The following is an 11,719-nucleotide window of genomic DNA, read 5'->3' as shown; positions in this document are numbered from 1 at the left end:
AAAAAAATATATATATTTTATTTGGAGTTTTATAATGTTTGATAACAATGTCCACTATATAAGAAAAGAGCTAGAATCTATTTATAAAATTATAGTAGAAAATTTAGGAAAAGAATTATTAAATACTGAGATTAAGCGTCTTGAGTATGAGCCTAAAATGGATAGGATTAATATTAATAACTTTATATTTATAAGGCTTACTTTTGAAAATGAATATGATCATAAAGAACTTTATTATGATATATATATTGAAGATGAAGATGGACATGATGTTGAAAGGGCTTTAATTAGTGTGGAAAAACCTTTTACTAAAGTGGTTGATAAAATAGATTACTTGGTAAAACTAAACTATCAAGCTAATAGCGATGACTAATAATTTTTAATTGATTATTTTGTTTTACATTAAATTTATTTTATGCAATAAAAAACAAGGAGTAAAAACCCCTTGTTTTTTTATATTATTTAGAAATTATTTTTTAATTAATTCAAAGATTTAGTAGAAAGTACAAATTTGTCTTCTGCATATCTTTGAGTATTTCCTGATATTATATCATTTAATTTTTCTTTTACTTCTGCTTCATCATCTCCGTCAACTATATATAAAGTATCTCTATCAACTAAATAATATCCTTCGTATTCCATATCTGTTTCATATTTTCCGAACTCTGTATTTCTTACTATACAGGCATTTCTGCTTTTTTTATCATCTTGAACATTAAGAATAATATCTTCAATCCATGTTAATGTAGCATAATCATCTCTGCCGTCTACTATACCATTTTCATACTCTCTTTTTACCATTTCTGATTTATCATTGAAAAATACAAATTCTTCTTCTGTTTCTAATCTTCCGTCATCATAATCTTCTTCAGACTGATACCAAGTAGTAGAATATAATCTTTCTAATAAAGTATATTCTTTTGCAGTATTTTCTGCTGCTGCATTATTAACAGATACAGAAGCATTTATTTTCATAACCTGAGAACTTCCATTCCAACTAGCTAATGGAGTACCGTCTTTTACTGTTTTATCATCACTTGGTACATTAGTAGTTAATGGTTTACTGCCTGATGCCGGACCTGTTGATGCCTTATTACTACAAGCAACTGTTAATACAGATAAAATACTTAATATTAATATTATTTTTTTCATAATTTTTTTTAACCCTCTGTTTAAATTTTTTATTTATAATATTATAATAATAACATAATTTTAAATAAAATGTAAAAAAAATTCTTTTTATACTAGTTTATATAAATTTTTTTTATATATTTAGTTGTATGGTAAATTATAATTACATAGTTATATGATAATATCATCTAAAAATTATAAAAAATATATATAATTTTAGATTTTATCTATGGTTTTTATGATAATTATAATAAATATTTTTTGACAAATTTTTATATTATTCTATAATATAAAATATTAAATAAAGTAACTAGAGGATTGATATGCTTCAATATGCTGTTATAGGAGTCGGCACTTTAGGTAAGGCATTAATTAATAGACTTATGACAAAACCTTCTATAGAAGTATTTGCTATAGATAATGATATAAATGAAATAGAGGCTATAAAAAATAATGTTACTCAAGCCATGCGTTTGGACTCCACTCAAAAAGAGGCATTAGAAGCTATTGAGATTAATAAATTTGATGCTGTAATACTTACAATAGGTGAAGATATGATGACAAGTATATTGACAGCATTACTTTTAAAAGAGCTTAATGTAAAAAATATTATAGCAAGATACTCTAATGAAAAGCATAAGGCGATACTTAGTATGATAGGGATAACACATTTAGTAAGCCCTGAAGAATCTATGGGGATACATATTGCTGAACAGCTTGAGGTGGGTGATACTGTTTTGCTTTATGATTTGACTGAATATCACTCTATAGTAGAATTTCCTGTTCATGGAGGGCTTGCTGGTAAAAACTTCAAAGAGCTTGACCTTAGAAAGAAATATAAAATAAATGTTGTTGCTGTAAAGAAAGAAACAGTTGGAATATTAGGCGAGAAAAAAGTTATTGTAGATTGTACTCCTGATCCTGATGAGCCTATGGTTGAGGGTGATATACTTATCATTGCGGGGCATGACAAAGATATAGAGAAGATGCATAAAAAAATGGCTGAATAATAAATGAATATTCAATTTGCAAAAATTTTTATAGTTATTGGTGTTATTTTAATAATTATAGGTATATTATTTTTATTTAATATCAAATTGCATTTTGGAAAACTTCCAGGAGATATAGTCATAAAAAAAGAGAATTTTACTTTTGCTTTTCCTCTTATGAGCAGCATTATAGCTAGTATTGTACTTTCTTTTATTATGTGGTTAATTTCTAAATTTTAATGATATTATAACTATTAAAGTATAATATTTTTATGCTATCATTTTTGTAAAACATTTTCTGCTTATATAAAAGTTTTTAATTATTCTTTATTCTTCAAAATCATCTTTAGTTTGAGTGATACTGCTTATAAAGTCTAAATAATCATCAATAAAATCTTTTTTATTAATACTATTTAAATATTGTTCTAGCTTTTTGAAGCAAATTCTATTTAAATCACTAGGTATATTATATTCTATTAAAGGACAGCAGCAATTTTCTTCAATACATTCTTTATCAAATACATTTTCAGAAAATTCTTCTATGTTTATTTCATTAGATATTAAGAATTTATTAAATATAGCCTTATTAATACGATTGGAATTATCATAAATCTTCATAATTTATACTCCAATAATATTAAACTGTTTGAGCTTCAACTTTTATTCTATTTTTATACTGATGTTTTGTAGTATTGTGAAGTATTTCTGCATCAGCATTAAGATACTTATCAGGTATTGGTATGCTTCCATAGTTTCCTTCACTTTTTACACTTTTCCATGCCATTAGAGGTATTCTTTTATCTCCATGGCTTAATTCAGATAAAGCTTCAGGACTCATCTCGCATAACCATTCTTTTATACACATTTTTATAGTTTCTTTTTCTTCATCGGTCAAAAAATTATAGTTTTCTTCAACATCATACCAATCAATTTCATCTTTATCTATTGCAGGACCATTTGGAAGTGCTTTAAATGTTATATCTGTTATCATTGGTTCTTTAAAAAAATGTCTATGATACAGCTCAGCGAAGAAAAGTATTTTATTTGTTTTAATCGCTTTATTTTTCAAACTTAAATTTTTTAAATAGCCATTTACTTCTAAAATATGATATACATAAGAAAAAGCGTCTTTTCCTATCATAATTACACTCCTTTTTTATTTACTGTAGATAATAACAGTAATATTGAAAAAGTCAATACCTTATTTAGCTATATAGTATAGTATAATTAATTTATATATATTTTCAAGCATTATAACAAAACATTTTCTGCTTTATGCATTAAAGTTTTCAATTATTATACTTGTTTCAAAATTATTTATTTATTAATTGTGTGAACTAGCCTACCCCCACTTATTTTTTTGCCACAAATAGGCTATATACTCACAAGCTCTGATAGACTTCGAGAAAGACTGCGTATTTATAAGTAAAATTATGGTGTGTACAACATATAAAACATTATCTTTATTATTTATAAATACTAAATTTTTACATATAATCTTATCAAGTAGTTTTGAAACAAGTATAATAGTTTTCTATTGAGATTATAGACATATATAAAGCTCCAATATATATACTGCTTAATATATATTACAACATATTTTTTATATAAATCAATTCTTATTTATCTTTACTGCAAATTTAGGTAAAGTAAGCATGTATATAAAAGAAATACCAATACTAATAAGGTTAAAAAATGAGTAAGGCATGTACTGTAAAGTATGCACTCCAAGTATAGAAGTCATATAAACTCCCGTAACAGTCCAAGGAAGCAGAACTTCTGTGAGTGTTCCTCCTTCTTCCATAGTTCTTGAGAGTACGCCTCTGTTTATATTATATTTATCATATACAGTTTTTAATACAGAACCCAATGTTAAAAATGTAAACTGCAAACTGCTTAATGCTGAATTAATAGTGAATGTTGTAAACCAAGTTATAAATATTAAACTTCTTACCCCTTTTGTGATTTTTATCAATAGTTCTATTAGAGTATTGAAAGTGCCTATAAGTTCAAGCATAGCTCCGTAAGTGAGAGCAAGTATTAAAAATAATACGCTGGGCATAGTGCTTATCATACCGCCTCTATTGAGTAAAAAATGCAAAGTATCTGGTATATTATCAGGATTAACTGTAGGAGACATTGATATATTAAACCCTGTTACAAAAGATTTCATAGAGTTTATTAAGCCGAAATCTTGAATTACAGCTCCGATTATTATAGCAATTAAACTTCCTATAAACATAGTAATTACAGGATTAACTCCTTTAACGCTTGCAATAAGTACGAATACAGGAGGCACCAATAAAAGTATATTAAAATTAAATATTTGTTCTAGAGAAGTTAATATCTCCTGAGCTTCTTTCAAATTTGATATATTAACATTTGCATCTGAGGCATTCAAGCCCAATACTGTAAAAACTAAAGCCGCTAATATTGCAGCAGGTATAGTATTTGCGAGCATAGTTTTTATATGATTAGAAAGCGTAGTGCCTGCCCCCATAGCAGCTAAAACAGTAGTATCTGATATAGGCGAGTTTTTATCTCCAAGGTAAGCACCACTTATAACGGCACCAGCAACTAAAGGCAAAGGTGTATTTGTAGCCTGAGCAATACCTATGAATGCAACGCCTGCAGTAGAAGCAGATCCCCAAGAAGTTCCTGTAAATACAGAAAGAAATGAAGTTACAATAAAAGCCATTACAGGTATGAATGACGGATGTATTAATTTTATTCCATAGTATATAAGCATAGGTACGGTTCCTGAATATACCCAAGCTCCAACTACTACACCTATCAGTATAAATATTAATACTCCAATCCAAGTGTCAACTACTTTCTTTATAAATGCATTTTCCATATCCTCCCATTTATATCCTGCAAAGTATGCTATTATACATGCAGATAAAGTTCCTAGTGTAAGTAAAAATTCTATAGGAACTCCGTATTGTACAGTGAATATTAAAACGGTTACTAGTATAAAGAGCAGCGGAAATAGTTTCCAAAAAGTATTAATTTTTTTTATTTTCATAAAGGTACCTCTATGCATTGTATACTATATTAGGGTATTATATATTCATAATCATAATAAATCAATCCTATTTAATTTTAATTATTAATTAGTATGTTTATTTTTAAAGCAAGTTAGTGAGTATTTATAGTATTTTTTACAATTAGTGATATACTAAACACGCGTTAAATTCGCTGTAAAAAAGAAATAGTTAATAACTGCATATTTACTATATATTTAAATTCATTTACCGCGTGTTATGAAAGTCCTAAAATTAAAAAACACTTGGGCGGGCATGCTTTTTCTTGATGAAGTAATAATGATTAATAAAATTTTTATTACAGTGTTAAGTTAGAAATTTTAGAGGGCGGGGATTAAAAGAAATTATCAATCTTAATTTATTTAAATGATGAAATAATACAATATATATTATTTTATAAATAGTTTTGAAACAGTTATAATATTTATTGTACTATTATTAAATTTATATTATTGACTTTTAGCTAAAAATATAATAGAATATATTTTACTAAATTAAGATAATAGATTTTATATAATTTTATCTTTAATATATTTAGTAGGTATAAAATATAAGAAATCATTTCCGATAATATATTAACCTTTAAAATTATGGAGGCATAATAAATGGCAGAGCAACAACCTATTGAAAGTACTGAAAATAGAGTTGAGTTAGAAGATAGTACCAACCTTGTTACTTTTAGATTAGGCAGCGGTGAGTATGCTATAGATATCATGCAGGCTAAAGAGATAATTAAAATGGAAAAGATTACTCTTATTCCTAATGCCCCAGACTTTGTAGAAGGTGTAATAAATTTAAGAGGTAATATTATACCTATAATTGACTTAAAAAAGAGATTTAATTTAGAAGAAACAGAAGGAGATAAAAATACAGGTATTATCATAGTAAAAATAGAAGATGTTGATATGGGTATAATTATTGACTCTATTTCTAAGGTAGTATCCATTTCAAATTCTGATATTCAGCCTCCTCCTCCAATGCTCTCAGGTATAGGTCAGAAATATATTAAAGGTGTAGGTAAATTAGAAGATAAATTATTAGTTGTTTTAGACCTAGAAAAATTATTTACTACTGATGAAGAAGATGAAGAAACATCTGCTGATAGTTAAAGTTAAAAAGTAGCAGTTATTACTTTACTTTCACTGATAATAATATCCAATATCTCGTCATTATCATCTTTTGGTATTGATGGAAGTATCTGATAATCATAAGCTAAGCCTATTCTTAATGCACTCTTATTAATTCTTAATATATTGTCATAATATCCTCTTCCAAACCCTAGTCTATTACATTTTTCATCAAAAGCCAAAGCAGGAATAATGAACATAGATATTTCATCTATATTACAGTCTTTACAATATTCAAAAGGTTCACCGCATCCGAACTTTGTATTTCTGTTGATATCTTTATCATAATCATTTATATATTTTAATTTCATATTATGATTATCTATAAGAAATGGTACAGATACTTTAATATTATTTTTTAAAGCATATTTTATTATTTCATTTGTTGTTACTTCATTGTTGAAATCTACATATACAGATATAGAGCTAAATTTGTTAATATTTACTATATTTCTAAATTTTTTAGAAATTATAGAACTTTTATCCTTAATAAAATTAGAATCTAAGTTATTTCTGATGAGTTTAAAGGATTCTCTTATTAATTTTTTTTCTTCTTTAATATTATCTTCATTAGGAGAAATTTTCATCATTTAATTCTACTAACAATTCCTGTAATAGTTTATCTCTAATAATTTGATCAATAATTTTTTGAGAAGCCATACCTATATCAATAAACTGTACAGCAAAACCTTTAGGCAAGTCAGGTTTTTGATTATCATTATTAATCCAAACCACTTTAGCTTCAGTAAATAATTTGAAATCTTTAAAAGATATAGTAAGTCCAAGCATATCACCCTTATCAGGAATATTAGTATCAGATGATATATAAGCTCCATTACCGCTTATAGAAAGTATATTTCTATCTATCGTTCCTCTAATTTTATCTTTATATGCTATTACAACATTTAAAGGCCAATTAACTCTTGAATACTGTCTTCTTTTTGTATTACCATCTTCTAATAGTTTTGAAACTTCGTTTTGTATAGATTGTACTATTACACTAACATCAGTATTTCTATGGAATATTAAAGCATAAGGATATGCATTTTCATCAAAACCATCTGTAACATCTGTCATAACCAATTTTATTTGAGGATTAATTTTTTTTACTTTTTCTACAAATAAACTAATACTATCTTTTTCACTTTCATTGAATCTTAAAATATAAAAATATATATTTAAATTATTTTCTATAATATAGCCTAAAGAAGAATTGGTATCATTAAAAGTACTTATATCAAATACATTGTTAAAAGCATTTTTATATTTAGTTAAAATAGAAGGATTATTTTCTATAATTACACCTTTTACTTGTTCTTTATCCATTATTATTTCTCCTCATAATACTTGCTTACTAAGTATAACATAATTTATTATTTATGCAATATTTTGAGTAAAAAAATAGAAGTCTAAAGTTGTTCATATTTTCTGTTTATATGTTATAATAATAATAAATATAAATTAATAAAAGTATTAAAGAGAGTGTTTATGGGAATAAAAGAAAAATCAAAAGAATTATGGGATAAAATTTCATTAGAAACTACATTTGAAAAGTTAACATCTATTATTGATAAAACAAAAGATATATTGAATCTTTCATCATCAAGACATCTTTCTAAATTTTTAGATAAAATTCAATTAATGGTTGATATGATAGGAGATTATGTAAATGGCAATTATAAGGATATTCCTTGGAAAAGTTTATCTGCTATAGCTGGGGCATTAATATATTTAATAATTCCTTTAGATGTACTTCCTGATTTATTTCCATTTATAGGATTATTAGATGATGCTTTTATAATAGGATTATGTATAAAGTGTTTTTCTACTGATTTGCAACAATATAAAGTTTGGAAATATGGCGAATCAGATGAAGAAGAATCAGAAGAAGATACAGAATATAATGAAGCAGATTATGAAATAGTAGGCGATGAAGAAAGTGAAGATGATGAATAGGATATATATTTGTTAAATAATGATTATAGTAAAGATATATTTACTAAAAGTATAAAATATTCAAAAGGCGTAGGTCCTAAATACGCGGAAATACTTGCTAAGAAGGGTATAACTACTCTATATGATTTAATAGCATTTTTTCCTAGAACCTATGATGACCGAAGAAAAACTTTGAAACTTCATGAGGCTTTGGAGAATAAGGATAAAACTTCTGTTGTATATGTGGAAGTCATAGATATTTCTAGCTTTACTTTTCAATATAGGAATAAACCTTTAGTAATAGTTACAGACGGAATTGCTGTATGCGAAGTTCCTATTTATGGCGGCAGACTTCCTGCTGGAGTAGCAAAAGGTGCAAAATTATATTTAACAGGTAAGTTTATAAGAAGCGGAAGGGGTAAGCTTCAATGCAGAATGACTGAATTTGAGAAACCATCTTCAAATGCATTATCATACGGAAAGATAGTGCCAATATACCCTCTTACAGAAGGGCTTTCCCAGAAAAAATTGAGAACTTTAATTGTAGATGAGCTTGTAGGATTTGAAAAGAATATGAAATATGATATACCTAGTGTCATTAAAAAGAAATACAGGCTTAAAAGTTTTGTTCCTTCTATTATGGAGATGCATTTTCCTACATCGTTTGAAGCACTTGATGAGGCTAGAGAGAGCTTAATTTTTGAAGAGTTTTTGACTTTTCAGTATATACATTTAAGTGAGAGAAGACCTAATATTTTAATAAAAGAAGAAAGATACAATTCGTTAAACTTGCTTGAAAAAGTAAAATCTGCTCTTCCTTTTGAACTTACCGAAGATCAATCAAATGCTATAAACGAAATAAAAAATGATTTATTTTCAAAAAAACAAATGTTTAGACTTCTTCAAGGTGATGTTGGTGCTGGTAAAACTATAGTGGCATTTTTAACTGCATTGATACCTGCTGAATCAGGATTTCAAACAGCATTTTTGGCTCCTACTGAAATACTAGCTTTACAGCATTATAATACTTTTAAAAAACTCATTAAAGCAGCTGGCTTAGAAGATATTATAAAAATAGATATACTTACATCATCTGTAAGTCAAAGCGAAAGAGGATATTTATTGAAAAGGCTTAGGGAGGGTAAAAGTAGTATATTAGTAGGTACGCATTCTATTATATATGATGAAGTAGTATTTAAAAATCTTTCTTATGCAATAGTAGATGAACAGCAAAGATTTGGGGTAGCTCAAAGAAATAAATTATTATCGAAAGGTAAAAATATTGATTATCTTCTTATGACAGCAACTCCAATTCCTCAGTCATTAGCATTAACATTATTTGGGGAGTTAGACTTATCAATCATAAAAACTCTTCCTAGCTCAAGAAAAGGGGTACTCACAAAATATAAAGAGCTTTATGAAAGGGATCATTGCTATAAATTCTTAAAAAATAGAATATCAAAAGGAGAACAGGGTTATGTTGTATTTCCTCTAATAGAAAATAATGATTCTAGTTTTATCACTCTTTCAAGCGAGTTTCAGAGAGCAAAAGAAACATACTTCTCAGATACCCAAATAGAAATAATACATGGCAAAATGAAAGATGAAGAAAAAGAATATATAATGAATAGATTTGCAAGTGGAGAGATAAAAGTACTATTTTCTACTACCGTAATAGAAGTAGGTATTGACAACCCAAATGCGACAACAATACTTATAGAAGGAGCAGAGCGTTTTGGTTTATCACAGCTTCATCAATTACGAGGACGAGTGGGAAGAGGAGATAAATTAGGTTACTGCTATCTTATACTACACAGCGAGCTTAATGACATCATAAAAGAAAGAATTAATATAATATGCGAAACTACTGACGGATTTAAAATATCAGAAAAAGATTTAGAATTAAGAGGGGCTGGTGAGTTTTTAGGCGATAAGCAAAGCGGTATTCCGGACTTCAAACTTGGAAATATCATAAAAGATAAAGAGATAATGCGTAAGGCTAAAGATGAAATGCGTTCTTTACTTAAAGATGAAATCTCAAAAGAAGCTTTTTATAAAGAAAATGAAGCGTTTATATTAAAGGCTAATTATTTAAAATCGAGAATTGTTAAAGATGAATAGTTTATATATATTTTAGTATTTTTTATTAAATAAAAAATACTAAAATATAATAATTTATTTTATAATAAAATATTTTGATTTAATGTTGACAAAAAAATTATATAATATATGATTATATCAACAGGACCCCCAGCATTATCATTTATATGATGTGCATCATGGGGGACATTTTTTATTTTGGTTATCTTATGGATATAAAATGTCCTTATAAATATGAAGAACAGCTTCAAAAATTAAAAGATAGAGGCTGTATCATTAATAATGATCAAAAATGTATATCTATACTTGAGTCAGTAAATTATTATCGTTTTAGTGCTTATTTTTTACCTTTTAAACAAAATGATGGCAATTATATTAATGGTACTTCATTTGAAAAAGTTTTTAATATTTATGAGTTTGATAGAAAATTGCATACTATATTATTTAATGCTTTAGAAGAGATAGAAATTTTTATTCGTGCTAAAATAGCATATTATCATGCTCATAAATATGGAGCGTTAGGATATTGGGATGAAACAAATTTTTATAATAAAAATTCTAATCAAAAATATATAAATAAAATCATAAATTATCATAAAAAATTTATAAATAATTTTCAAAGAGAAATAAAAAGTAATAAAAAAGTTTTGTTTGTTAAACATCATATATCTAAATATAATAGTAATTTTCCAATATGGGTGGCAACAGAAATATTTACTTTTGGAATGTTATCAACTTTTTTTGCTAATTTAAAATTAGAGGATCAGAAAATATTAGCAAAAGATATGTATAACATTACTGCTAAAAAATTAGAAAGTTGGCTTCGTTGCTGTACGGATTTAAGAAATATTTGTGCTCATTATGGAAGACTTTATTATAGAATTTTTTCATCTATTCCAAAGCAAATGAATAATTTAGATAAAGATTCGGAAAGAAAATTATGGGGGGCTATTTTATCAGTTAAAGAATTGTATCCTTTTAAAGAAAAGTGGAATGATGAAATACTTACAAATTTTATTAATCTTATTGATGAATATGAAAATGATATAGATTTTGTTCATATAGGATTTCCTGAAAAATGGAGTGTTTATTTAAATAAATAATTATTAATTTATATTTAAAAATTTTATTTACATTCCCGCCCTTTATATTTTATTGTTTTATTTATAAATTTGAATTTTTATTATTTTTATAGTCTAATTAAAAATTAAGGCACCCACCCAAGTTTTTATTAAGTTTAAAACTTTATTCAACGCACGGTCAGCGGAATTTTATATCTAATTAAAATTAGAATTTATAATTAATTTATATTTTTAATTTTACTCTGCGTGCGTTGTGAAGATTATGATTTTAAATAAAGCTAGGGTGGGCGTTATAATAACAGTAAAAA

13 protein-coding genes are annotated in these 11,719 nt (G+C 26.4%); 7 read left to right on the top strand and 6 right to left on the bottom strand.

What is annotated here, in order from left to right; translation table 11 throughout:
• Window positions 1-34 precede the first annotated feature (34 nt).
• A complete protein-coding gene (locus BHAMNSH16_RS04755; protein WP_069726578.1) occupies window positions 35-373 on the top strand; it encodes a hypothetical protein in 339 nt (112 codons plus the stop codon).
• A gap of 107 nt (window positions 374-480) precedes the next feature.
• Here BHAMNSH16_RS04755 and BHAMNSH16_RS04750 read toward each other — a convergent pair whose 3' ends face one another.
• Entirely contained in the window at window positions 481-1,152 is a 672-nt protein-coding gene (locus tag BHAMNSH16_RS04750; RefSeq protein WP_069732261.1) for a hypothetical protein, read from the bottom strand.
• Between the two features lie 302 nt (window positions 1,153-1,454).
• On the opposite strand from BHAMNSH16_RS04750, the gene BHAMNSH16_RS04745 reads away from it, so the two are divergent.
• Window positions 1,455-2,141 (top strand): potassium channel family protein, encoded by a 687-nt coding sequence (locus BHAMNSH16_RS04745; RefSeq protein WP_069732262.1) that lies wholly within the window; start codon window positions 1,455-1,457, stop codon window positions 2,139-2,141.
• Between the two features lie 3 nt (window positions 2,142-2,144).
• Window positions 2,145-2,360 carry a DUF2905 domain-containing protein gene (locus BHAMNSH16_RS04740; protein WP_008727422.1) on the top strand — a complete coding sequence of 72 codons (216 nt, stop codon included), beginning with the start codon at window positions 2,145-2,147 and terminating at the stop codon, window positions 2,358-2,360.
• An 87-nt stretch (window positions 2,361-2,447) separates the two neighbouring features.
• Here BHAMNSH16_RS04740 and BHAMNSH16_RS04735 read toward each other — a convergent pair whose 3' ends face one another.
• The 3 genes from BHAMNSH16_RS04735 to nhaC all read right to left on the bottom strand — a co-directional run bounded on the left by BHAMNSH16_RS04735 (window position 2,448) and on the right by nhaC (window position 5,148).
• On the bottom strand, window positions 2,448-2,738 hold the full coding sequence (locus tag BHAMNSH16_RS04735) for a hypothetical protein (RefSeq protein ID WP_008727423.1): 291 nt from the start codon (window positions 2,736-2,738) through the stop codon (window positions 2,448-2,450).
• Between the two features lie 19 nt (window positions 2,739-2,757).
• Entirely contained in the window at window positions 2,758-3,261 is a 504-nt protein-coding gene (locus tag BHAMNSH16_RS04730; RefSeq protein WP_008727424.1) for a type II toxin-antitoxin system antitoxin SocA domain-containing protein, read from the bottom strand.
• A gap of 471 nt (window positions 3,262-3,732) precedes the next feature.
• Window positions 3,733-5,148, bottom strand: a complete 1,416-nt coding sequence (gene nhaC / locus BHAMNSH16_RS04725) for a Na+/H+ antiporter NhaC (RefSeq protein ID WP_008727425.1) — start codon at window positions 5,146-5,148, stop codon at window positions 3,733-3,735.
• Window positions 5,149-5,772: 624 nt separating this feature from the next.
• Here nhaC and BHAMNSH16_RS04720 point away from each other — a divergent pair.
• Window positions 5,773-6,276: a chemotaxis protein CheW gene (locus tag BHAMNSH16_RS04720; protein WP_008727426.1), complete on the top strand. Its 504-nt coding sequence runs from the start codon at window positions 5,773-5,775 to the stop codon at window positions 6,274-6,276.
• A gap of 2 nt (window positions 6,277-6,278) precedes the next feature.
• On the opposite strand, the gene BHAMNSH16_RS04715 is transcribed toward BHAMNSH16_RS04720, so the two are convergent.
• Window positions 6,279-6,881 carry a 5-formyltetrahydrofolate cyclo-ligase gene (locus BHAMNSH16_RS04715; RefSeq protein ID WP_083250085.1) on the bottom strand — a complete coding sequence of 201 codons (603 nt, stop codon included), beginning with the start codon at window positions 6,879-6,881 and terminating at the stop codon, window positions 6,279-6,281.
• Entirely contained in the window at window positions 6,865-7,620 is a 756-nt protein-coding gene (locus BHAMNSH16_RS04710; RefSeq protein WP_069732264.1) for a PilZ domain-containing protein, read from the bottom strand. The genes BHAMNSH16_RS04715 and BHAMNSH16_RS04710 overlap by 17 nt, the downstream gene beginning before the upstream one ends.
• Before the next feature lie 162 nt (window positions 7,621-7,782).
• Between BHAMNSH16_RS04710 and BHAMNSH16_RS04705 the strand changes: the two genes are divergently transcribed.
• The 3 genes from BHAMNSH16_RS04705 to BHAMNSH16_RS04695 all read left to right on the top strand — a co-directional run bounded on the left by BHAMNSH16_RS04705 (window position 7,783) and on the right by BHAMNSH16_RS04695 (window position 11,432).
• Window positions 7,783-8,250 carry a YkvA family protein gene (locus BHAMNSH16_RS04705; RefSeq protein WP_039955043.1) on the top strand — a complete coding sequence of 156 codons (468 nt, stop codon included), beginning with the start codon at window positions 7,783-7,785 and terminating at the stop codon, window positions 8,248-8,250.
• 9 nt (window positions 8,251-8,259) lie between these two features.
• A complete protein-coding gene (recG, locus tag BHAMNSH16_RS04700) occupies window positions 8,260-10,350 on the top strand; it encodes an ATP-dependent DNA helicase RecG (protein ID WP_008732055.1) in 2,091 nt (696 codons plus the stop codon).
• A gap of 188 nt (window positions 10,351-10,538) precedes the next feature.
• Window positions 10,539-11,432, top strand: coding sequence for an Abi family protein (locus BHAMNSH16_RS04695; RefSeq protein WP_069732271.1), 894 nt, complete (start codon window positions 10,539-10,541; stop codon window positions 11,430-11,432).
• Window positions 11,433-11,719: the final 287 nt, after the last annotated feature.

The sequence above is a fragment of the Brachyspira hampsonii genome (assembly GCF_002214805.1).
Taxonomy (GTDB): domain Bacteria; phylum Spirochaetota; class Brachyspiria; order Brachyspirales; family Brachyspiraceae; genus Brachyspira; species Brachyspira hampsonii.
The sequence above is the reverse complement of the archived record's forward strand: the minus strand, read 5'-3'. Positions and strand labels throughout refer to the sequence as shown.

Excerpts from the sequence above, each read along its gene's own strand:
- BHAMNSH16_RS04735 (WP_008727423.1), bottom strand. The coding sequence starts at position 2,738 with ATGAAGATTTATGATAATTCCAATCGTATTAATAAGGCTATATTTAAT.
- BHAMNSH16_RS04720 (WP_008727426.1), top strand. The coding sequence starts at position 5,773 with ATGGCAGAGCAACAACCTATTGAAAGTACTGAAAATAGAGTTGAGTTA.
- BHAMNSH16_RS04715 (WP_083250085.1), bottom strand. The coding sequence starts at position 6,881 with ATGAAAATTTCTCCTAATGAAGATAATATTAAAGAAGAAAAAAAATTA.
- BHAMNSH16_RS04730 (WP_008727424.1), bottom strand. The coding sequence starts at position 3,261 with ATGATAGGAAAAGACGCTTTTTCTTATGTATATCATATTTTAGAAGTA.
- BHAMNSH16_RS04705 (WP_039955043.1), top strand. The coding sequence starts at position 7,783 with ATGGGAATAAAAGAAAAATCAAAAGAATTATGGGATAAAATTTCATTA.
- BHAMNSH16_RS04740 (WP_008727422.1), top strand. The coding sequence starts at position 2,145 with ATGAATATTCAATTTGCAAAAATTTTTATAGTTATTGGTGTTATTTTA.
- BHAMNSH16_RS04755 (WP_069726578.1), top strand. The coding sequence starts at position 35 with ATGTTTGATAACAATGTCCACTATATAAGAAAAGAGCTAGAATCTATT.
- BHAMNSH16_RS04710 (WP_069732264.1), bottom strand. The coding sequence starts at position 7,620 with ATGGATAAAGAACAAGTAAAAGGTGTAATTATAGAAAATAATCCTTCT.
- BHAMNSH16_RS04695 (WP_069732271.1), top strand. The coding sequence starts at position 10,539 with ATGGATATAAAATGTCCTTATAAATATGAAGAACAGCTTCAAAAATTA.
- BHAMNSH16_RS04745 (WP_069732262.1), top strand. The coding sequence starts at position 1,455 with ATGCTTCAATATGCTGTTATAGGAGTCGGCACTTTAGGTAAGGCATTA.
- nhaC (WP_008727425.1), bottom strand. The coding sequence starts at position 5,148 with ATGAAAATAAAAAAAATTAATACTTTTTGGAAACTATTTCCGCTGCTC.
- BHAMNSH16_RS04750 (WP_069732261.1), bottom strand. The coding sequence starts at position 1,152 with ATGAAAAAAATAATATTAATATTAAGTATTTTATCTGTATTAACAGTT.